Annotated in this window: 17 protein-coding genes; 13 read left to right on the top strand and 4 right to left on the bottom strand. The window is 76.2% G+C overall.

All coding sequences use genetic code 11. The features are described from left to right. Window positions 1–180 precede the first annotated feature (180 nt). The 5 genes from ACZ7JZ_RS22375 (at window position 181) to ACZ7JZ_RS22355 (ending at window position 7,888) form a co-directional block, all read left to right on the top strand. The gene (locus tag ACZ7JZ_RS22375) at window positions 181–780 is read left to right on the top strand and encodes an RICIN domain-containing protein (protein ID WP_470941865.1); all 600 of its coding nucleotides are present in this window, start codon (window positions 181–183) and stop codon (window positions 778–780) included. A 31-nt stretch (window positions 781–811) separates the two neighbouring features. Beyond that, on the top strand, window positions 812–1,429 hold the full coding sequence (locus ACZ7JZ_RS22370) for an RICIN domain-containing protein (protein WP_470941863.1): 618 nt from the start codon (window positions 812–814) through the stop codon (window positions 1,427–1,429). 146 nt (window positions 1,430–1,575) lie between these two features. Beyond that, window positions 1,576–2,787, top strand: a complete 1,212-nt coding sequence (locus ACZ7JZ_RS22365) for a hypothetical protein (protein ID WP_470941858.1) — start codon at window positions 1,576–1,578, stop codon at window positions 2,785–2,787. A 161-nt stretch (window positions 2,788–2,948) separates the two neighbouring features. Next, the gene (locus tag ACZ7JZ_RS22360) at window positions 2,949–7,235 is read left to right on the top strand and encodes a polymorphic toxin-type HINT domain-containing protein (RefSeq protein ID WP_470941855.1); all 4,287 of its coding nucleotides are present in this window, start codon (window positions 2,949–2,951) and stop codon (window positions 7,233–7,235) included. 65 nt (window positions 7,236–7,300) lie between these two features. Then, complete coding sequence (locus ACZ7JZ_RS22355) at window positions 7,301–7,888, top strand: hypothetical protein (protein ID WP_470941852.1); 588 nt, start codon at window positions 7,301–7,303, stop codon at window positions 7,886–7,888. A 110-nt stretch (window positions 7,889–7,998) separates the two neighbouring features. Here ACZ7JZ_RS22355 and helR read toward each other — a convergent pair whose 3' ends face one another. Together helR and ACZ7JZ_RS22345 are read right to left on the bottom strand one after the other, a co-directional pair. After that, window positions 7,999–10,185 (bottom strand): RNA polymerase recycling motor ATPase HelR, encoded by a 2,187-nt coding sequence (gene helR / locus ACZ7JZ_RS22350; protein WP_470941849.1) that lies wholly within the window; start codon window positions 10,183–10,185, stop codon window positions 7,999–8,001. 248 nt (window positions 10,186–10,433) lie between these two features. Then, entirely contained in the window at window positions 10,434–12,068 is a 1,635-nt protein-coding gene (locus tag ACZ7JZ_RS22345) for an FAD-binding oxidoreductase (RefSeq protein WP_470941844.1), read from the bottom strand. A 66-nt stretch (window positions 12,069–12,134) separates the two neighbouring features. Between ACZ7JZ_RS22345 and ACZ7JZ_RS22340 the strand changes: the two genes are divergently transcribed. The 3 genes from ACZ7JZ_RS22340 to ACZ7JZ_RS22330 all read left to right on the top strand — a co-directional run bounded on the left by ACZ7JZ_RS22340 (window position 12,135) and on the right by ACZ7JZ_RS22330 (window position 14,916). Then, window positions 12,135–12,941 carry a TetR/AcrR family transcriptional regulator gene (locus ACZ7JZ_RS22340; protein ID WP_470941841.1) on the top strand — a complete coding sequence of 269 codons (807 nt, stop codon included), beginning with the start codon at window positions 12,135–12,137 and terminating at the stop codon, window positions 12,939–12,941. A 118-nt stretch (window positions 12,942–13,059) separates the two neighbouring features. Continuing rightward, window positions 13,060–14,097 carry a phosphotransferase gene (locus tag ACZ7JZ_RS22335; protein ID WP_470941838.1) on the top strand — a complete coding sequence of 346 codons (1,038 nt, stop codon included), beginning with the start codon at window positions 13,060–13,062 and terminating at the stop codon, window positions 14,095–14,097. A gap of 243 nt (window positions 14,098–14,340) precedes the next feature. Next, complete coding sequence (locus ACZ7JZ_RS22330; RefSeq protein ID WP_470941835.1) at window positions 14,341–14,916, top strand: NUDIX domain-containing protein; 576 nt, start codon at window positions 14,341–14,343, stop codon at window positions 14,914–14,916. Window positions 14,917–14,966: 50 nt separating this feature from the next. Here ACZ7JZ_RS22330 and ACZ7JZ_RS22325 read toward each other — a convergent pair whose 3' ends face one another. Further along, entirely contained in the window at window positions 14,967–15,431 is a 465-nt protein-coding gene (locus ACZ7JZ_RS22325; protein WP_470941833.1) for an RICIN domain-containing protein, read from the bottom strand. Window positions 15,432–15,582: 151 nt separating this feature from the next. On the opposite strand from ACZ7JZ_RS22325, the gene ACZ7JZ_RS22320 reads away from it, so the two are divergent. Then, window positions 15,583–16,275 (top strand): hypothetical protein, encoded by a 693-nt coding sequence (locus tag ACZ7JZ_RS22320; protein WP_470941831.1) that lies wholly within the window; start codon window positions 15,583–15,585, stop codon window positions 16,273–16,275. A 33-nt stretch (window positions 16,276–16,308) separates the two neighbouring features. Here ACZ7JZ_RS22320 and ACZ7JZ_RS22315 read toward each other — a convergent pair whose 3' ends face one another. Beyond that, window positions 16,309–16,620 carry a hypothetical protein gene (locus ACZ7JZ_RS22315; RefSeq protein ID WP_470941828.1) on the bottom strand — a complete coding sequence of 104 codons (312 nt, stop codon included), beginning with the start codon at window positions 16,618–16,620 and terminating at the stop codon, window positions 16,309–16,311. 186 nt (window positions 16,621–16,806) lie between these two features. On the opposite strand from ACZ7JZ_RS22315, the gene ACZ7JZ_RS22310 reads away from it, so the two are divergent. The 4 genes from ACZ7JZ_RS22310 (at window position 16,807) to ACZ7JZ_RS22295 (ending at window position 21,541) form a co-directional block, all read left to right on the top strand. Next, the gene (locus tag ACZ7JZ_RS22310; protein WP_470941825.1) at window positions 16,807–17,979 is read left to right on the top strand and encodes a PAS domain-containing sensor histidine kinase; all 1,173 of its coding nucleotides are present in this window, start codon (window positions 16,807–16,809) and stop codon (window positions 17,977–17,979) included. Then, on the top strand, window positions 17,976–18,677 hold the full coding sequence (locus ACZ7JZ_RS22305) for a response regulator transcription factor (protein ID WP_470941822.1): 702 nt from the start codon (window positions 17,976–17,978) through the stop codon (window positions 18,675–18,677). The genes ACZ7JZ_RS22310 and ACZ7JZ_RS22305 overlap by 4 nt, the downstream gene beginning before the upstream one ends. A 288-nt stretch (window positions 18,678–18,965) precedes the next feature. Further along, window positions 18,966–20,183 carry a non-hydrolyzing UDP-N-acetylglucosamine 2-epimerase gene (gene wecB, locus ACZ7JZ_RS22300; RefSeq protein ID WP_470941819.1) on the top strand — a complete coding sequence of 406 codons (1,218 nt, stop codon included), beginning with the start codon at window positions 18,966–18,968 and terminating at the stop codon, window positions 20,181–20,183. A gap of 11 nt (window positions 20,184–20,194) precedes the next feature. Then, the gene (locus ACZ7JZ_RS22295; RefSeq protein WP_470941816.1) at window positions 20,195–21,541 is read left to right on the top strand and encodes a glycosyltransferase; all 1,347 of its coding nucleotides are present in this window, start codon (window positions 20,195–20,197) and stop codon (window positions 21,539–21,541) included. Window positions 21,542–21,568 lie beyond the last annotated feature (27 nt).

Below are 21,568 nucleotides of genomic sequence, written 5' to 3'. Positions count from 1 at the left end.
ACGGACAAGGAGTTCCTCCAGGACACCTCCTGGAAGATCACCGTCCCCCTCGCCCGCTGAAGCCGCACCACCCACCCACCCGGCAACAGCAGCCTTCCGCCTGCTGACGAGTCCCCCTGAGCCTTCCGGCTCCCGCGACTCCGCCTGATTCCTTCACCTCGAAGAAGAACGGAACTCCCCATGTCCCGGATCCTGCGATCCGCCCTGGCCATCGGGGCCAGCACCGCCGCCATCGCGGCCGGCGTGGCCTTCGCCGCCACCCCCCAGTCCGGCCAGTCCTCCCTGTCGGGCCAGTCCGCCCCCCGGACCGCGGCCGCCGCCGCAGCCGCCCCGGCCGCCCTCCAGATCAAGCCCCAGCACAGCGGCGCCTGCCTGACCGTCCCGCAGGCCAGCCTGCGCAACAGCGTCGACGCCGTGCAGTCCGCCTGCGCCAAGGGTGCCCTGAACCAGCAGATCGACCTGGCGCCCACCGGCTCCGGCACCTTCGAACTGCGCTTCAAGCACTCCGGCAAGTGCCTCGACGTGCAGGGTGCGGGCACCGCGAGCGGCACCGTCGCCCAGCAGTTCTGGTGCGTCGGCCAGGCCCAGCAGCAGTGGCGGCTGGTCATGACCGACATCGCCAACGAGCTGTACGAGCTGGTCCCCGCCCACCTCCCGGCGAACAACAAGCTCTGCCTCGACGTCGCGACCTCCGGCAAGGAGGACGGCACCGCCGTCCGCCTGTGGGCCTGCAACGGCACCGCCGCCCAGAAGTGGCGCCTGTCGCCCGTCACCGCCTGACCCCCTTTGCGTGAGAGGAAACGGAACCCACATGTCCAGGATCACCCGGGCCGCCCTTGCCGTAGGGGCCACCGCCGCCGTACTCGTCGGCACCGCGACCGCCGTGCAGGCCAACGACGGCGCCGCCGCCCGTGACGCCGCGGCCGCCGCCCGCGAGGCCGCCGCCCGCGCCGCCGCCGCGAGCGCGCAGGCCGCCGCCCGCGCCGAGATGCCGCAGACCGTCATCCGGCTCACCAACGCCGCCAGCGAGAAGTGCCTCGACGTCGAGGGCGGCTGGGGCTCGGACGGCGTCCACATCCAGCAGTACACCTGCAACGGCAGCGACCCGCAGAAGTGGGCCGCCGTCGCCGCCTCCGACGGCAGCTTCGAACTGCGCTCCGTGGCCACCGGCAAGTGCCTCGAAGTGCAGTCGGAGAACACCCGGGAGCGGGCGATCATCGACCAGTGGACCTGCGGCCGCGGCGCCCACCAGCGCTGGCAGCTCAGCCTGGTCGACCAGGTCCGCAAGCTGTACGAGGTCCAGCCGATGAACGCCCCCGGCATGTGCCTCGACGTCCCCGGCGGCTCCAAGGACCAGAGCCTGAAGACCCAGCTGTGGACCTGCAACCGCAGCGACGCGCAGCTGTGGAAGGTCGAGACGGTCAAGTGAGCCGGCCGGGCGGGCGCGCCGGCGCGCCCGCCCGCAGGCGCGGAGGGACGGGGCCGGGCGCACGGCCCCGCCCCTCCGCTGCCGTACGACACGTCTCCCTCCGCCGTGGGGGAGCAGCACAGTGGGACAACACATGGGGGATGACCATGAGTTCTGACCGGAACTCCGCACACGAGCCCGCACTCGAGCCCGCACTCGAGTCCGCGCGCAGGCGCGCACGGGCCGCAGTCCGGCCGGGCGGCCGCGCCGCCCGGGCCTGGACCGTCGGCCTGCTGGTCGGCGGGCTCGCCGCCGGCGCCGCCGCACCGGCCTGGGCGGACGCCGCGGCGGCCGCTCCGCGGACCGGCCCCGTGGCCGCCGCGCAGGCAGCGGCGGCCGACCCGGAGGCGCCCGTCTCCGCCGAACTGTCCGCCGCCATCGAGGAGGCGCGCCGACGGGTCACGTCGATGGCGAAGACCCACCCGGCGGCCGAGGTGCGCACCTCGGCGTGGAACGCGCTGCGCAGCAGCCGCGGGGACGCGGCGCTGCTGGAGTGGCTGGCGCCCGGCGGCGGCTTCGACTACGCGAAGCAGCGGGCGCGCGAGACGCGGACCCGCAACAAGGCCTTCTGCGAGCGCGTCGTCGCCACCCACACCACCGGCTTCTCGCCCGCGGTACGGGCCGCCGCCGCGCGCGCCCTGAAGGGCACCGTCGCCGAACAGGCCGCGTTCGTGAAGACCGGGTACGCGGAGGCGCAGCAGCGCGACCGCGCGGCCCGCGCGGCCGGGGAGCTGCAGCGACTCGAAGTCGCCGCGAAGGACCGGGAGTTCGTACGGGCCCTCGGTGAGGCCGACCCGGGCGAGCAGGTCCGCGCGGCCGCGCAGTGGGCACTGCGCCCGGGCGCCGCGGAGGGCGACGTGGCGGAGTTCTTCGGCTACGGCTGGGCCACCGGCTCGGTCCTCGACCTGGAGGCGTACCGCTCGCGCATCGCCGACGCCGAGACGGTCCGCCACTTCCAGCTGACCCGGCTGATCAAGGAGGCCTACGCCGCCGAGGCCGCGGTGCAGGGTGCCGCCGACGCGGCCAGGGCCCGCGCCGAGGCCGAGCGCGCGTGGAAGGCCGTGTCCGAGCACGCGGGCGCCGCGCAGCGCGCCTGGCTGGCGGAGCAGGCGGCGGCGGCCGCACAGGCGGACAACTGGCGCTCGATCGCCCGGCTTTCGCGCGAGTCCGCGGAACAGCTGTGGAAGACGATCTCCGGTACGGCCGACGGCAACGAGGAGGCGTGGGCGGCGCAGCTCGCCGACGCCGAGAAGGCGGCCGCGTTCTGGAAGGCCCGGTTCGACCTCGCGCAGGAAGGCGAGAACCGGACCCGCGGCTGACACCGGCCGCCCGTGCGGCCGGCCGGTGACCACGGCCGGCCGCACCGCAACAGACCACCCCGCCTGCCGACCAGGGCGGGCGCGGGTTCTTTCGAGCAAGAGCTTTGTCTAGGGGGTTTCCCGTGTGGGAAAGGTTCCGGCCGAGGGCCGGAGGGCCGCGCATGCGCGCGGCAAGGAGTACGCGCAGCGCCGTGTCGGTGGCGGTGGCCCTGGCGGTGCTGGGCACCGTCACGGGTGAGGCCGCTGCTGCGACGCAGGACCGCACCGTCGAGCAGACGGCCCAGGGGGTGACGCCGGCGCAGCTGCTGGCCTCGCTGGACGGGCTGGCTGCGGCACTCAACCCGAAGACCGGGGCGCCCTCGCCGGCGCCGGCGGTGCGTTCGGAGCTGGACCGGCTCAGTGATGAGCGGGACCGGCAGCTGGTGGAGGACTTCGCGGAGTTCGACGAGGAGGAGGAGGTCCGCGAGGCCGCCCGCAAGGCCCTGGAGAGCACCGATCCGAACGCGGTCGCGGAGTTCCTGGCGCGGGGCGAGGCCGAGGCCCGCCAGCGCGCGAAGGACAAGCGCGCCGGTGCGGACACCGCGAACCGGGAGAAGATCGAAAAGCTCCGCGGCACCGGGGGCGCCTTCTTCGACGCGGAGGTCGAGCGGGTCCTGAAGGGCACCGCCCAGGACCGCGCCGACTTCCTCGCCTTCGGCGCCGACATCGCCAGGCAGCGCGACGAGGCGGAGAAGCAGAACGAGGCGAAACGGGCCGCGGAGAACCGCAAGCGCGTCGAAATGCTCGCCCAGGTCGGCGGCCCGGCGGTCAAGCGGGCCGCGCAGGCGGCCCTCGACTCCAAGGACGACGCGGTCATCGCCCGCTTCCTGGAGTCCGGCTACCAGGCCGCGGCCCGGCAGGACGCCGACGACCGCGCCGCGCACGAGAAGGCCCAGCAGGAGGCCCTCGAAGCGGCGGACAAGCTCCGCGAACTCGCGAAGAAGGCCGCCGTCGCGGCCGAGGCGCGGACGAAGCTGATCACGGCGCACGGCGAGGCCGTCAAGGCCCTGAAGGCCGCTTCCAACGCCATGTCGGCGGCGGCGGGCGCCGCGCGTGAGGCGGACCGGATGCTGTCCGCGGACCGCGCGGGCAAGCGCCTGTCGGACTACGCGAAGGTCAAGGCCGAGGCCGCCCGCCAGGTCGGCTACGGCGAGGACGCCGCGAAGGCCGCCCAGATCGCCGCCGCGCAGGCCAGGATCCAGGCCGACGTCCTGGTCTCCACCGGGCTGGAGCACGGCACGCAGTGGTCCGAGGTCGCCGCCGGCATCGCCGCCGCGGCCGACGCCGCCGCGCGTGCGGGGAAGACCGCGCAGCACGCCATCGACGCCACCGCCGCCGACGCGGCCGGGCTGAACGCGCAGAACCAGGCCGAGCTGCACGAGCAGCAGGCGAAGAAGTGGCGTGCCAACGCCGAGGAGCAGGCCAAGGCCGCCGCCCGGATGGCGGAGGCCGCCGACAGGCAGGCGAAGATCGCCGCCACCGCCGCCGCCCGCGCCAAGGACGCGCGCCTCGCGGCCGAGCAGGCGGAGCGCGAGGCGTGGGAGCACGCCCGCAAGACCCGCGAGGCCCGCATCGAGGCCCAGCGGCAGGCCCAGATCGCCGCCGAGCAGCGCAAGATCGCCGAGCGCGAGCGGGATCTGGCAGCCGCCGCGCGGGCCCGCGCGGAGCGCGAGCGCGACATCGCCGCGGCCGCCCGGGCCCGTGCCGAGGCGGAGGCCCGTACGGCGTCCGCGGCGCGTGCGCAGGCGCAGGCCGCAGCGGCCACCGCCGCCTCCGCCCGCGCCAGTGCGCAGGCGCAGGACGGCATCGCCGCCGAGGCGGACCGGCGGGCGCAGGGCGAGGAGACCACCGCCCGCAACGCCCGCAACGCCGCCTTCGCCGCCGAGCAGAACCACCAGGCGAAGGAGTCCCGCGCGAAGGCGCTGGAGGCGCAGGCGGCGGCCGGCCGCGGCACCATCGACGCCGCGGTCGCCCAGGGCGCTGCCGACCAGGCCCGTACGGATGCCAACACCGCCCGCGAAGCGGCCGGTGCCGCCCGCGGCGCCGCCAACACGGCGAGCGGTGCAGCGGTCCGCGCGCGTTCTGCGGCGACCGAGGCCGCCGGTGCGGCCGCCCGTGCGCGTGCCGCGGCCGCCGAGGCGACCGCCCACGCGGCCCGTGCGAACGCCGCTGCGAACAAGGCCGAGGCCGCCGCGGCAGCCGCCAACGCCGCCGCGAACAAGGCCGAGTCCGAGGCGGCCCTGACCCGCGCCGCCGCGGCCCGTGCGCACCAGAAGGCCGCCGAGGCCACCGCGCAGGAGGCCCGCGCCGGTATCGCCGCGCACGAAGCCGCCCGCCTCGCCGGGCTCGCGGCCGTCCACGCCGCGAACTCCCTCCAGGCCGCCAACCGCACCAAGGACGAAGCCCAGGGCGCCGTCCGCGAGGCCGCCATGGCCCGCGTCCAGTCCGGCATCGCCCTGCGCGCCGCCGGTGCGGCCCGCAGCACCGCGGCAGGTATCGCCGAGCCCGCGAACACCGCGATCACCCTGACCGCGCCGTTCACCGGGCAGGACGCGGACGCCGACTTCGCCGCCGCCGTTGCCGCCGCCGCGCAGGAGATGGGCGCCGAGCAGGTCGCCGCCGCCGAGGCCAAGGCCGCCGAGGCCGTCAAGGCCGCGGAGGCCGCCGAGGCCGCGGCCAAGCGCGCCAACGCGCAGGTCGTGCCGGCGTTCAAGGCCGCCGCGGAGGCGGCGCGGTCGTCCGCGAACGCGGCCCGCTCGGCTGCCGCCGCGATGAAGTCCGCGGCCCAGGCGGCCGAGGAGGGCGCCAAGGCCCGCGCGGCGGCAGCCCGCGCGAACCAGGCCGATGCGCAGGCGCAGGCGGATGCGAAGCTGGCGCGGCAGGCCGCCAACCAGGCCTTCGCCGACGCCACCGCCGCCCGCAACGCCGCCAACCAGGCCGAAGCCGAGGCCTCCCGGGCCCGCGGCGCCGCCGCCGAGGCCGACAGCCACGCCGTCGCCGCGAACAGCGCCGCGACCCTGGCCGAGAACGAGGCCAGCACCGCTCGCGGCGCCGCCGCCCAGGCCGAGAAGGACGCCGCCGACGCCGGCAAGTTCGCCGAATCCGCCGAAGGCCACGCGAAATCCGCCGAAGCCGCGGCGAAGAACGCCAACACCTACGCCCGCGAAGCCGACGAAGCCGCGACCAAGGCCGAGGAGTGGCAGCGCGAGCAGGAGCGCAAGGCCCGCGAAGCCGCGGCCAAGGCTGCCGAGGAGCGGGGTGGCGACCTCCAGCTGACCCAGTCGGAGAAGGACGCACTGGCGGAGGAGGGCATTTCGCCGGAGAAGCTGGCGGCGGCCCTGGAGATGGACGGGAAGGGGCTCGCCGACTTCCTCATCGAAAACGGCGGCCAGCTGATCGTCGACCTGCTCTTCGAGGACATCAAGAAGTGCTTCAGCGACGGTAACTTCGAAAGCTGCTTCTGGGCCGTCGTCGGCGCCCTGCCCTGGGGCAAGGCGCTGAAGATCATCAAGGAAACCCCGAAGATCGCCAAGGCGCTCACGAAGATCGTGACCGGGCTCGACGACTTCCTCAAGAAGTCCGACGAGGCGAAGAAGCTCCTCGCCAAGAGCGACGAGCTCCTGGAGGTCATCGGCGAGTTCTGCCCGGTGGAGACGAAGGACCCGAACAGCTTCGTGGCGGGCACCCCGGTGCTCATGGCCGACGGTACGCAGAAGCCGATCGAGGACGTGCGGCTCGGGGAGCAGGTGCTGGCCACCGACCCCGAGGCCGGCCGGACCGGGGCCCGTGCGGTCTCCGCCCTGATCGTGGGCGAGGGCCGGAAGTTCCTGCGGGAGCTCACCATCGACACCGACGGCGCCGCGGGCAGCGGCACCGCGGTCGTCACGGCCACGGCCGGGCACCCGTTCTGGGCCGCGAACCGCAAGGCCTGGGTGGACGCCCAGGACCTGGAGACCGGCGACCTGCTGCGCACGGCCGCGGGTGAGCTGAAGGAGCTCGTCGGCATCCGGGGCTGGTCCCAGCCGATGCGCGTGTACAACCTCACCGTCGACGAGATCCACACGTACTACGTCGTCGCCGAGGGCACGTCGGTCCTTGTCCACAACGCCAGCAAGAAGCGCAAGAAGGGGATCTGCGGCCCGGCGGACGTCCACAACATCGTCCACGACGGTGTCGACGACATCCTCAACAACGGTCGCCCGCAGCGGGTCAAGTCGAACGGCCAGCCGGACTTCTTCGAGATCCGCGACGATACGCCCAATGCCATCGGGCGCAAGTGGGGCGGCGCGAAGATCTACGATATTCCCGGCGGCGGCAACAGCTACCGGGTGCTGGTGAACCAGTACGGGGACATCGGCTGGATCGTCAACCACAACTACAACAACATCATGCCGTACTACCCGCGCTAGCCCCGCTGCCTGCGGCAGCGACGGTGAAACGGGAAACGGGCAAAGCCAATTGAGAAGGGGAACCGGTGGAGGAAGCACGGCTGGAGGCGGTCCTCGCACAGGCCGGTCTGCGATCGCTCGGACGTGACCGGACGGTCGGGAACCTGCCGGTGAAGGCCGCCTGGCTGGCCGTCAGCTGCCGCTCCGAGGACGGTCGGCGCGATGTGCTGGTCGACCGGGCAGGAGCCGGGCTCGCGGCCAGGGCCAATGCCGCCTGGTACCGACTGGCGGGCGAATCCGGGCTCTTCACGGAAGACGCGCGGGAGTTCCTCGTGGGTGTCGACTTCGGCACCCCGGGGGAGACCGCGGTCCTGCGCTGGGTCCGGGTCCGGCTCGAAGAGGTGTGGGACGTGATGGGCGCAGGCGTGGAGTCCGGCCTCCTCGGCTCGGGAGACCGCCCGGAGTTCGTCATGATGTCGCTCGACGGGACCGTCGTCCTGCGGGGAACCACCTGGGACCGGGAGGTCGGTCTGCTGACCGTGCCCGACCCGCACCGGGTGGAGATGATCCGCACCTACGTCGGGCGCGTCAGCACCAACCCCCGCACCGCACCGTCCGAGCGCACCCTCGCCGAGGACTGGCTCGCACGCCACCCGGCGGACCCGGCGCCGTAGCCCGCCGTCCCGTCCCGTCCGCAGCCCGGCAGCGGGTGGCGGACGGGACGACGGCACAGGCCCCGCAGGCCCCGCAGGATCCACGGATCCGGCGGGGCCTGCGCCCGTTCTCACGCCTCCGTCAGCACCACCAGCTCCCGCGTCGCCCGCGTCATCGAGACGTACCGGTCCACCGCCCCCGCCACCCCCTCGCCGAAGGACTCCGGGGCGACCAGGACCACCAGGTCGAACTCCAGGCCCTTCGCCAGCGACGGCGTCAGCGACCGGACCCGCTCCCGCCCGCGGAAGCCGGGGTCGCCGATCACGCACGCCACCCCCTCGGGGTGCTCCGCGAGCCACCGCTCGAGGACCGCGTCGCGGTCCGCCGGCCGGCCGCGGCGGACCGGGATCCCGCTGCCGCGCACCGACACGGGCACGTTCGCATCCGGCAGCGCCGCCCGGATCTCCGGCTCGGCCACCGCCATCACCTCCTCCGGTGTCCGGTAGTTGACCGACAGCGGGGCCACCCGGATCCGGTCCAGCCCCGCCCGCTCCAGCCGCTCCGCCCACGGCTCCGCGAACCCCTCCCGGGCCTGCGCCCGGTCCCCGACCACCGTGAAACTCCGCGACGGGCAGCGCGCCAGCAGCATCTGCCACTCGGCATCCGTCAGCTCCTGCGCCTCGTCCACGACCACGTGCGCGAACGGGCCCGCCAGCCGGTCCGCCCCCGCCGCGTACGGGCCGCCGTCAGCCCGGCCGTCCCCCTCCGCCCCGTCCGCGAGCGCCTCGCGCAGGTCCTGCCCGCGCAGCATCGCGACCGCACCCTCCCCGTCCTCGTCCGCCGCGAGCACGTGGTCGATGACCCCCGCCATCCGCTCCCGCCGCGCCGCGAGCGCCGCCTCCCGGCGCCGCCTGCGCGCCCCGGCCCCCGCATCGCCCAGCCGCAGCCGGGCCGCGTCCAGGAACGGCAGGTCGGACACCGTCCACTCCTGGGCCCCGGCCTGCGTGCGCCGCAGGGCCCGCACCTCCTCCGGGGCCAGCCACGGGGCGCAGCGCCGCAGGTACGCCGGGACGCTCCAGAGGTCCCCGACCAGCTCCCCGGCGTCCAGCACCGGCCAGGCCCGGTGCAGCGCCCCGACCAGCTCGCGGCTGCGCAGCAGCGCGCGGCGCAGCTCCGCGGGCGGCGCGGCCCCGCCGTCCTTCTCCACGAGGATCTCCACGAGCTCATCGAGGACCTGCTCCCGCGCCTCGTTGTGCGGGGTCCCCGGCTCGGGCGCGGCGAACGCGGCCGCCCAGTCGGCGGGCTCCAGCCGCAGGTCGGCCCAGGGCGTCGGCACCGCCAGCGGTTCGGAGGGCGGCTCCTCGTAGAACCGCACGGCTTCCTCCACCGCCCCCACGAGCCGCGCCGAGGCCTTGAGCCGGGCCGCCTCCCGGTCCGGCTCGGCGCCCGCGGCCGCCCCCTCGGGCACGAGGTCGCGCAGGGTGCAGGTCTGCACCCCCTCCTCGCCGAGCCCCGGCAGGACGTCCGCGACGTACGCGAGGTAGGGCTGGTGCGGGCCCACGAACAGCACCCCGCCCCGGCGGTGCCCCAGCCGCGGATCGGCGTAGAGCAGGTGGGCGGCGCGGTGCAGGGCCACCACGGTCTTGCCGGTGCCCGGCCCGCCGTCGACCACGAGCGTGCCGCGCGACCCGGCCCTGATCACCGCATCCTGGTCCGCCTGGATGGTCGCCAGCACATCGCGCATCCGGTCCGTCCGGTGCCCGCCCAGGCCGGCGATGAAGGCCGACTGGTCGTCCAGAGCGGCGTGCCCGTCCAGGTCGCCGGCGGCGAACACCTCGTCCCAGTAGTCGCTGATCCTGCCGCCGGTCCAGCGGTAGCGCCGCCGGCTCGCCAGGCCCATCGGGCGGGCGCGGGTCGCCGCGAAGAACGGCTCCGCGGCGGGGGAGCGCCAGTCCACGAGGAGCCGCCGCCCGGCCCCGTCCGTCAGCCCGAGGCGCCCCACGTACACGGGGTCGGAGCCGTCCGAGGGCACGAACCGGCCCAGGCACAGGTCCAGCCCGAACCGGCTCAGGGTCCGCAGCCGCCCCGACAGCCGGTGGACCTCCGCGTCCCGGTCCATCGCCGCCCGGCCCAGCCCGCCGGGCGCGCGGCGGGCGGCGGCGAGCAGGGCGGTCAGTTCGGCGACCGTCTCCGCCAGACTGCGGGCCACGGCGGCGAACTGCGCCTCGTCGCGGGCGATGAGGGCCGGGTCGGCCTTGGGGGCGCGGGCCCCGGACAGGGCGAAGGGGGTGTCGGCGGTGGTGGTGGGGGTACTCATGCAGCGGCTCCGCTCCGGGCCCGCCGTCCGCCCCCGTGCACACCCTCCGGTGGAGGGCGGCACGGGGACTTCGGACGAACCCCGCACATCAGATTTTTCGGCAGCTTCCGGGTCGGAGCGGTGATTGTGCCCGAGTACCGGGGCCTTGCCGCAAGGCCCCCACCGCGCTATAAGTTGTAAGCGGCAAGGAGTGTGTACGCCTCCCCGCCGCCCCCCCACCTCCTCCTCTCCGCCCCCCGCCCGGCCCGTCAGTCCACGAGCACGCCGGGGTTGAGGATCCCGTGCGGGTCCAGCGCCGCCTTCGCCGCCCGCAGGGCCAGGGCGAAGGGCTCCGGCCGCTGGGCGTCGTAGCCGGGGCGGTGGTCGCGGCCGACCGCGTGGTGGTGGGTGATGGTGGCCCGGTGCCGGTGCAGCACCTCGCCCGCGACGGCCTTGAGCTCGTCCCACACCGCGAGCCCGTCGTCCGGCCGGCCCGCTGCGAGCACGGTGAAGTACGGGGCCGCGCCGTCCGGATAGGCGTGCGTGAGGCGGCAGTTGACGAGGGCCGGGTGGCCGGTGGCCTTGCGGGCGGCTTCGCCGACCTCCCGGCGCACCGCTGCGATCAGTGCGGGGATCCGGTCCCAGGTGGCCGCGGTCTCGAAGGTCTCGGCCACCGCCCCCATCCGCACCAGCCCGTCGCGCAGGTACGGCATCCGCAGGAACGCAGCACGCCAGGCCCCCACGGCCGCGTCCCCCGGCTCCGCGCCGCCTGACCCGCCACCGGCACCGTTTCCGTCGCCCGCGGTCCCGCGGCAGGACCGGGCCAGGTCGACCGCCCGCGCCAGCCGGTCCGCGACCGGGGCGTCCGCCGACTCGAAACCGAGGACGAGCACGGCGCTGCCGTCCGCCGCCGCCCCGGCGAGCGCGGCCTCCCCGGCGTCCAGCAGACGGCAGTTGGCCGGCTGCAGATCGGACTGCGCGATGAGCCGTACGGCCTCCAGCGCATCCCCGAAGTCCGCGAACCGCACCGCCGCGGACTCCTTGTGCACCGGCCGCGCCTGCAGGCGGACCCAGGCCTCGGTCACCACGCCCAGCGCCCCCTCGGAGCCGAGGAACAGCCGGTCCGGGGACGGCCCGGCCCCCGAACCGGGCAGCCGCCAGGACTCGCCGGTCCCCGCCGGGGAGACCACCCGCAGCGACTGCACGAACTCGTCGATCCGCGTCCGGCCGGTCGCGTAGTGGCCGCCCGCCCGGGTCGCGATCCAGCCGCCCAGCGTCGAGAACTCGAAGCTCTGCGGGAAATGGCGCAGCGTCAGGCCGGAGGGGCGCAGCTGCGCCTCCAGCCCCGGACCGAAGGCGCCGGCCTGGATCCGGGCCGCCCGGCCGTGCCCGTCGACCTCCAGCACCCGGCCCATGTCCGTCAGGTCCAGCGAGAGCACGGCCCGGTGCGCGTCCCCCCGGTACTCGACCCCGCCGGTCACCGAGGAGCCGCCGCCGTACGGCACCACGGCGACCCCCCGCTCCCCGGCCCACTCCAGCAGCGCGGCCACGTCCCGGTCGTCCCCGGGCCGGGCCACCAGGTCGGGGATCCGGCCGGGGCGGCCGTGCAGGGCCCGGACCACGTCCCGGTACGCCTTGCCCATCGCGTGCGCCGCCCGGTCCTGCGGATCGGTGCGCACCAGGTGCGCCAGGCTCGGCGGCGGGAGGAGGGCGGGCGCGCCGATGCCCAGGTCGGCCACTCCGGGGACGGGGCGCGGGCGGGGGAGCGTACCGGGGAGGAGGGCGCCCATCGCGGTGCACTCGGCCGCACCGGGGTGGGCGTCCTCCCAGCCCCAGCCCCACCAGGAGCGGACGCGCGAGGGGGGCTGTGCGGGTGCGGGAGGGCGTGCGGACGTGCCTGCCATGACGACTCCAAGAGTGCGCGCAGTGAATTTACCCAGGGGTAAATTACCTACTGATAATATCCGCGCATGGCAACCCCACCGACACGGGCCGGCACCAAGGGAGTCCCCCGCCGGCACCGCCAGGAGCAGATCCTCGCGGCCGCCACCGCCGAGTACGGCAGCCACGGCTACGCCGCCGCCTCCCTCGCCGCGATCGCCGCCCGGGTCGGGGTCACCAAGACCCTCCTCCACCAGTACTTCGGCACGAAGGAGGACCTCTACCTCGCCTGCCTCACCCCGGTGGGCGACCGCCTCCTGGAGGCGATCCGCACGGCCATGGACGGGCCCGGCGGGACGGCGGGCCCGGAGCACGGACCGGCGGGCGGCGGCGGGCACGGCACCACGGGCGGCGGTCCGGGAGGCGGGGGGGACGCGGCCGCGGGCGGCGCCGCCCCGGCAGGCACCGCAGCCTCCGGGGGCACCGCAGCCTCCGCGGGCGCCGGGGGAGTGCCGGACGGTGCGGACCTCCTCGGCTCCACGCCCCTGCGGGTCCTGCACGCCGTGTTCACCGCCCTCGAAGCCCTCGAAGGGGGCCGCGAGGCCTGGTTCGTCCTGTACGACACCTCCCTGCCCCCCGGCGGTGAGGCCGCCCGCCGCGCCGCCGCGTACTGGTCCGCCGTCGACGCCCTCGCGGCCGACGGCACCGCGGCCCTGCTGCGCACCGCGGGCTCCGCCGACCCCCTCGACGCCGACGCCCTCAAGTACGTGTGGCGCGACCTCGTCGCCACCCTGGTCCGCTGGTGGGTCAAGCACCCCGAGCAGTCCGCCGCGCAGATGACCGCCCGCTGCGCCCGCCTCTTCGCCGCCGCCGCGGCCCTCACCCCGCCCCGGTAGCCGTCCGCCGGAAAACCCCTACCGCACCGCCGCGCCGCCCGGGCACGATGGCCCGGCGGAGCCCCGGGACCGGGGGCGGCCGCGCACCGGAACCGGCACCGAAGGGCGGCACACGGGCGTGGACACGGATCTGGACTCGGCGTTCGGCAGAGGGCTGCGCGCGCGGCTCGGCACCCCCGCCGACGCCCGCCCGCTCGCCAGCAGCCCCCGTTCACACGTCTGGGACGTACGGCTCGACGGCACCCGGGCCGTGGTGAAGCAGGCCGTCCCGGGCCCGGACGCCGACGAGCGCTACGCCCGCGAGCTGACCGCCCTGCGGCTGGCCGGCCGGGCCGGGAGCCCCGTCGTACCCGCGCTGCTCGACGCCGACCCGGCCGCGCGCGTCCTCGTCCTGGAGCACCACGCCCACCGGCCCCCGCGCCCCGGCTGGACCGTCGGCTACGCGGCCGCCCTGGCCCGCCTCCACGCCGCGACCGGCCCGCAGGACGCGGGCGCCCTGCCCCGCTGGCAGGGCCCCGGCCCCTGCGACACCGACTCCTTCCTCGCACTCGCCGAAGCCCTCGGCGTCCGCGCGGCCCCCGCCGTACGCCCCGCGCTCGGCGCACTGGTCGAGCGGCTCGCCGCCGCCCCGGGCCACGCCCTCCTCCACGGCGACCCCTGCCCCGGCAACGACCTGCACACCGACACCGGGATCCGGTTCGTGGACCTCGAACAGGCCGCGCTCGGCAACGGGCTGACGGAACTGGCCTACCTCCGCATCGGATTCCCGACCTGCTGGTGCGTCACCTCCTCGTCCGCCGCGCTCCTCCAGCGTGCCGAGGCCGCCTACCACCGCACCTGGCTCGCGGAGACCGGCACCCCCGCCGAGGGGGACCTCGCCGATGCCTGCGCGGGCTGGCTGATCCGCGGCGACGCCCTGGTCCCGCGCGCGCACCGCGGGGCCACGGACCACCTCGCCCGCATCCCCGCCGAGGATTGGGAGTGGGGTACGGCCACGGCCCGGCAGCGCCTGCTGCACCGGCTGGACGTGGTCCACGGTCTCACCGCGGGCCACCCCAGGCTCGGCCCCCTCAGCCCGCTGGCCGCGCAGCTCCGCGCCCGCATGACGGCCCTCTGGCCCGCCCTGGGTCCGGTCCCGGCCCGCCGCCCGCAGTAGCCGCCGCGGACGGACCCGGCCCGTACGAACCGCCGTACGCACGGCCCGAACCGCCGGTACGGACCCCCGCGGCCCGCCGCCCCGCCCCGGGGCGCGCACGCCGACCGGGTGACACAGGAGCGATTCTGCACGCGCCCCCGCGGCCCGCAGCCGGGGCCCGGCGGGGCGCCTCGGGTATCCAGGAGTACCGGCCGCCGCCGGTGCCGGGCGGCCGCCCCGCCGCCCGACCCCGGAGGACCGCCCATGGCCGCCGAAGACTCCGCCGCCCGTTCCGTCACCCGTCCCGGGCCCCGTCCCGCTGCGCCGCCGCAGCGGCAGCCCGGCTGGCTGCCGCCGCACGAGTACGCCGCCGGGCTCCCCAAGGCCACCGTCTTCGGGGCGGTGTTCTTCACCGACGAGGAGGACCGCCCGGTACAGCTGCGCGCCACCTACACCGGGGCGCACCCCTGGCAGTGGCCCGGCGGAACGGCCGACCCCGGCGAGCGGCCCTGGGAGACGGCCGTCCGCGAATGCCGGGAGGAGACCGGCCTCCGCGTCCCCGGCCCGCCCCGGCTGCTCGCCGCCGTCTTCGGGCTCCCCGGCCGCAACTGGCCGCTCAGCACGGCCGGTTACGTCTTCGACGGAGGCCGTCTCGATTCCGCGCAGCTGGCCGCCGTCGTCCTGGACCCGGCCGAGCACGACGAGGTGCGCGCCCTGTCCGTCGCCGACTGGCGCCCGCTGATGCCCCCGCGGGACCACGCCCGCCTGGAGGCCGTCATGCAGGCCCGCCGTACGGGAGTCCCGGCCTACTTCGACACCTGGGACTGGGACGAGGTCTAGGAAGTACGGCGTAGGACGGGGCGATTGGGGGGGACGGTCGTAGGCCCGGCCTACGACTCTCCCGGGCCGCGGAGTTCGAGGCGCCAGCCCTGGGTCGGGGAGTCGGTCTCCTCCCACTGCCGGGCCCTGCCCTCCTCGTCCACGTCCAGCGGCAGCCCGCTGATGCAGGCGATCAACGTGACCACGCCCGGCTCGTCCACGTGTTCCTCGACCAGCCACTCCTGGGCCCCGTACCCGTTCGCCGCCCACAGCTGCACCCGGGCCCCGCTCTCCGTGGACGCGCCCGCGACATCGAGCCGCCTGCCGCTGTCCGGGTGGACCACGTGGTACATCCCGGCCCCCGCGTGCACGGGCACGATCCGCCACACCGGCACCGCACCCGCGGCCCCCTGCGCACCCGGGTCGGGCACGACCCGCACCCGGGTCCCGCTGCCGGACCGCCCGCCCTCGGCGGCCAGCACCAGCCCGTTCGCGGCGTTCCGCAGCGTGTACAAGCCCTCCATGTCCTGCCCCACCGCCCTCTTCCCGGCGCGCCCCTCGCGCCCGTACCCGCCGATCATCCCCCACGCCCGGACCGTCCCCGCCCACGCGCCCCCGGCCCCTCGTCCTGCCGGCCGCGGGTACCGCGGGCGGGGTGCTGTCAGAGGCGGCCTGTTCAATGGCGTCATGACCGTGCACGACCTGCTGTCCCGCCTGCCCGGCCCCGAGGCCCTCGCCGCCCGCTGCCGGGCCTTCGCCCTGCTCGACTCCGCGATGGGCGGTTCGTACCCGCAGCACGCCTACACCGCCGACTGGCGGCCCGGCGTCGACCTGGCCTCGATGGACAACGGCTCGGGCGACCAGTACGGCATCGTCTTCGACCCGGCGGGCGTCTTCCTCTACGGCTTCGACCACGAGTGCCCGGCCACGCCCTGGCGGGAGGAGCCCCGCGCGCACTGGCCGGGCCTCCTCGACGGGCTGCCCGCCCCGCTCGCGCGCTACGCCCGGGCGCCGGAGCTCCTCTTCGAGGGGTTCTTCGACGCGACGGTGTGCGCGTGGCGCGAGGCGGGGGCCGCCGCCTGGCAGTGCGGACCGGTCGCGTTCGCTCCCGGAGACAGCGGAGCCGGCGCCGATCCCGACGGCGCCGACCGGCTGTTCGGGCTCCTCGCCGACGGCAGCGCGCAGGCCTACGCCGACTACGCCTCCGCCTGCTTCGAGCGGCCGGTAGACCCCGAGGCCGTCCGCGCCGTCCTGGCCGGCGAGCCGCTGACGCGCGCCGCGGCGGCCGCGCTGGGCGCAGGCGTCGACTTCGAGGCGCTGGCCGCCTGCGCCCGCGCCATGGGCCACCCGGTCGGCGAGCCGGCGGCGTTCCCGCTCTGAGGGCCGCGACGGCGACGGCGACTGGGGCGGGGCTCAGACCGGGGCCTCGATCCAGCGGATGCACCGCCCCGTCCAGTCCCGTTCCACGCACAGGCGGAACCCCCGGGTCGCCGAGCCGGGCGGTTCGGGCGTGTCGTGCCGCTCCACGAACTCGGTGACGATCCGGTCCCCGTCGATCCGGGACAGCCCGACCTGCCGGTCGAAGTCGATGCCGAGCCGCTGCTCCAGCACCAGGGCGGACACGGCGTACTTGCCCTGGGCCTCGGGATACTGCTCGAAGACCGCCCGGACCGCCTCGAAGAACGCGGCGTCCTCGTGCGGGTGGGTGCTCTCGTGGTGCGTCATGGGGTGCCTCCTGTCCGTCCGGTCCCCCGGAAGGCGACGCAGCAGGCCCTAGCAGTAGCGTCCCACGCCCCGCGGTCCCCTGCACCCGGCCGGCCCCTGCACCCTGCCCGGCCCCGCAACCGGCCCGGTCCCCGTCCGGCGCACGTCCTCACGGCAGCGGCCCCCGCCCCCGCGTACGGTGGGCGCGTGCACACCGCCCCCGCCCAGGTGCAGGCCGTCCTCGAGGCCCTGCCGCGCGCCGCCATCGTCCAGGGCGGGGACGAGCAGGTGATCGCCGTCAACCGCCGCTTCACCGAGATGTTCGGCCTCGACGCGGCGGGCGTCGCCTACAGCCCCGGCTCCCCCCTGGGCCCCGTGGTCGAGGCGGTCTGCGCCGTCTTCGCCGAACGCCCCGACTGGGTGGTCGACACCGCGCACGCCATCGCCGCCCGCCGCGTCCACCGCACCGCCGAGATCGCCCTCGCGGACGGCCGGACCATCCGCCGCGACGTGGAACCCCTCTACGACGCCGACCGCAACCTCCTCGGCTCCCTGTGGACCGCCGAGGACGTCACCGAGGACAAGCTCCGCGAGCACGCCCTCGAACGGGACAACCGCACCCTCGCCGAACTGGCCCGCCAGCGCAACGAGTTCCTCGCCCACGCCTCCCACAGCCTGCGCACCCCCCTCGCCTCCGTCATCAGCTTCTGCGAGCTCCTCGCCGACCCGGTCTCCGGCCCCCTCTCCGCGGAGCAGCGGGAGTTCCTCGACGCCGTCCACCGCAACGCCCGCCGCATGGAGCGCGTGATCGCCACCCTGATGGAGACCGCCGTCATGCGCGCCCCCCAACTGGCCCTGGAATTCGGCCCGGTCGACGTACCGCGGATGCTCCTGCACGCCGTCCTCGACCGGATCTCCGCCGCGCAGGCCGCCGGGGTCTTCGTCGTCCTCGACGCCGCGCCCGGCCCGCCCCTCCACGGCGACGCCCTCCGCCTGGAGCACGTCCTCGCCAACCTGCTCGAGAACGCCGCCAAGTTCACCCCGCCCGGCGGCACCGTCACCGTCACCTCGGCCGTGTCCGGGGACCACTGGACCGTGGACGTGGCCGACACCGGCATCGGCGTGCCCGAGGACTACCGCGAGGAGGTCTTCTCCGGCTTCGTGCGCGCCCCCAACGCCGAGAGCGGCGGATTCGCCGGCACCGGCCTCGGCCTGGCCCTCAGCCGCGACATCGTCCGCCGCCACGGCGGCGACCTCACCGTCGCGGACGCCCCCGGACCCGGCGGGGGAGCCGTGTTCACCGTACGGCTGCCCCTGTCCGGTCCCGGCACGGATCCCGGCACCGGTACGGATCCCGCCCCCGGGCCCGCCGCCCCGTGACCCGCATCCTGGTCGTCGAGGACGACGCCGACCTCGCCACCGCCCTGCGCGCCCTCCTCGGCCGCGCCGGGTACGAGGTCCTGCACGCCCCCGACGGCCGGGAGGCCCTGCGCCGCCTGTTCGCCGACCGGCCCGACCTCATGCTCCTCGACATCGGCCTGCCGCAGCTCGACGGCTGGCAGGTCCTGGAGCGCACCCGCGACCTCACCGACCTCCCCGTCCTGCTGCTCACCGCCCGCGGCGCCGAGGCCGACCGGGTGCGCGGACTGCGCGCCGGAGCCGACGACTACCTGCCCAAACCCTTCGGGCAGGAGGAGCTGCTCGCCCGGATCGAGGCCCTGCTGCGCCGGGCCGGGCCCGCGGGCTGGGCCGGAGAGCGCCAGGACTCCGCCCTGCACCTGGTCCCCGAGCGCCGGGCCGTGCTCTGGCACGGCGCGGAGATCCGGCTGAGCGATATCGAGTACCGGCTGATCCAGACCCTGGTGCGCCACCGCGGCCGGGTCGTCACCACGGAGCAGCTCCTCGTCCAGGTGTGGGACGACCCGGCCGGCGTCGGCCGGGACCGGGTCAAGTTCGCCGTCCTGCGGGTGCGGCGCAAACTCCAGCAGGCCGCCGGCCGGCTGGCCGAGGACCCCATCGAGGCGGTCCGCGGCCTCGGCTACCGCTACCAGGGCGACGAGCGCGACCCGGGCGCCTGACCCCCGGTCCCGGCATCCCGGCCCCGGCCGCACTCCTGCGGCGGCACCGCTACCGGCGGCCCCGGGCCGAAGGACCGCCCGCGGCCGGGACCAAAGACCCCCGTCCGGCACGGGCCGAACGTCCCGTTCCGCCCCCCTTCGGAGATCGCAACCGTCCGGCAACCGTCCTCCCCGGCGCGCCGCAACCCTCGCCCGGCACGCTCCCGGATGTCCCCTTCCCGCGTCCGGCCCGGCAGCAGCCCCCAGCCGGACGCGCGCCGTCCGCAGCCGCCCGCAAGGAGCCCCCGCATGACCGCCCTGCCCCCGCGCAGCATCGCCCTCGTCCTCGGGACCCGTCCCGAACTGGTGAAGCTGACCGAGCTGAGCCGGCTGCTCGGCCCCGCCGCGCGGATCGTGCACACCGGACAGCACTACGACGAGGACATGTCCGGCCGCTTCCTCGCCGAACTGGGCATCCCCGAGCCCGTCTACCTCACCGGCATCGGCAGGCAGCCGCGCGCCGTGCAGATCTCGGCGGCCCTCGCCCAGCTCGACGCCCTCTTCACCCGCGAGCGGCCCCGCGCGGTCGTCGTCCAGGGGGACACCAACGCCGCCCTGGCCGGCGCCCTCGCCGCCAACGCCCGCGACCTGCCGCTCGTCCACGTGGAGGCCGGGCTGCGCAGCCACGACCGGGCCATGCCGGAGGAGCACAACCGGGTCCTGATCGACCGCCTCGCCGACGTGCTGTGCGCGGCCACCCCCGGGAACCGGGAGAACCTCCTCGCCGAGGGCCTGCCCGCCGAGCGCATCCGCCTCACCGGCAACACCGTGGTCGAGGCCGTCCGCGCCCACCTGCCCGCCCCTCAGGACCGTGCGGCCCAGCGCGCCCCGCTCGGCGTCCGCCCCGACGGGTACGTCCTGGCCACCGTGCACCGGCCCGAGAACACCGACGACCCGGCCGCCCTGCGCGCCGTGCTCGGTGAACTGGCGGCCCTGGCCCGGACCCTGCCCGTGGTCCTGCCCCTGCACCCGCGCACCCGGGCCCGGACCGAGGCCGCGGGCCTGTCCGCCGAGCTCGGCGCGCTGCACGTCACCGCGCCCCTCGGCTACGGGGAGTTCCTGGGGCTGGCCCGGCACGCGGCCCTGCTGGTGTCCGACTCCGGCGGGATCCAGGAGGAGGCCACCGTCCTGGGCCGCCCGCTGGTCGTGGTCCGCAACTCCACCGAGCGCCCCGAGGCCCTGGCGGACTTCGCCGCCCTCGTGCGGCCCGGCCCGGAGCTCGGGGCCGCCGCCCGCGAGCGCCTCGCGCAGGGCGCCGCCCTGCGCGACCGGCTCGCCGCCCTGCCCAGCCCCTTCGGCGACGGCCTCGCCTCCCGCCGCATCGCCGACCTCCTGGCCCGCACCCCCGGTCAGGCCCGCACGCCCGACGCGGCCCCGATGCCCGACGCGGCCCCCGCCCCCGGTCAGGCCCGCATCCGCGCATCGGCCCGCACCCCTGTCGCCGCCCCCCGCCCCGTCGCCGCCTGAGGACCCGCCCCGTGCCGCACACCGACCACCTCCTGCTGCTCCTCTTCCCCTTCCTCCTCCTCGCCGCCTTCCTCGCCTACGCCGCCGGCTCCCGCCACGCCTACCGCAACCGCCCCGCCACCGAGCCCGGCGACCCCGCCGCCTTCGACTGGCACTTCTTCGTCCCCTGCCGCGACGAGGAGGCCGTGGTCGCCACCACCGTCTCCCGGCTGCGCACCGACTTCCCCCACGCCCACGTGTGGGTGGTCGACGACGCCAGCGACGACGCCACCGGCGCGATCGTCGCCGCGCTCGCCGAGGACGACGTACGGGTGCACCTGGTCAGCCGGGTCCGGCCCGAGGCCCGTACCGGCAAGGGCGCCGCGCTCAACGCCGCGTACCGCGAACTCGGTGAGCTGCTCGGCCCCGGAGCCGACCGCGACCGGGTGGTCGTGTGCGTCGTGGACGCCGACGGCCGGCTCGACCCCGCCGCCACCGCCCTGGTCAGCGGCCCCCAGGGCTTCGGCGACCCCCGGACCGGGGGAGTGCAGGTCAGCGTACGGATGCGCAATGTGGACGACCCGCGCCCGCTGCCCGACCGCGGCCGCACCGCCAACGCCCTCGCGCGGATGCTGGTGCGCGCCCAGGACATGGAGTTCGCCGTCTCCAACGCCGGGATGCAGCTGCTGCGGGCCCGTACCGGCTCGGTCGGCCTCGGCGGAAACGGCCAGTTCACCCGCCTGTCCTCCCTCGACCGGATCGCCGAGGCCGAGCGCAGCCCCTGGCGCGAGGGCGCACTCCTGGAGGACTACGAACTGGGCCTGCACATCATCCTCACCGGCGACCGCACCAGCCACATCGCCGACACCTGGGTCTCCCAGGAGGGACTGCCGCACGCCCGCCGCCTGCTCACCCAGCGCACCCGCTGGGCCCAGGGCAACCTGCAGTGCGCGCGCTACGCCCCGCGCATCCTCTCCTCGCGCCACTACACCGGAGGCGGGGTCGCGGAGACCCTGTACACCTTCGGCCAGCCGCTGGCCCACCTCTTCTCGCTGGCCCTGTCCGCCGTCCTGCTCGCGGTCCTCGCCCTGAACGGCTTCGCCGGAGCCCTCGCCTGGTGGCCCCTGGCCCTGGGCCTCGCGGTGCTGTCCGTCCTGCCCTTCCTGCTGTGGGGCCCGGTCTACCGGCGGGACTTCGCCCCGGAGGCCTCCCGCGCCAGGGCCCTGCTGTGGGGCCTCGGCCTGTGGCTGTACGCCTACCACCTCTTCCCCGTGTCGGCCCGCGCCTTCGTACGGATCCTGCGCGGCCGCACCGGCTGGTCCAAGACCCGGCGCAACGCCGAACCGGTCACCGCGGGCCCGGTCGCCCTGGAGGCCTGAGCCGCGGCACGCCCGTACGCCCGGTCC

It is taken from the genome of Streptomyces sp. NPDC038213 (genome assembly GCF_055600495.1).
Note: the sequence above shows the minus strand (reverse complement) of the source record. Positions and strands in the feature narration are given on the sequence as shown.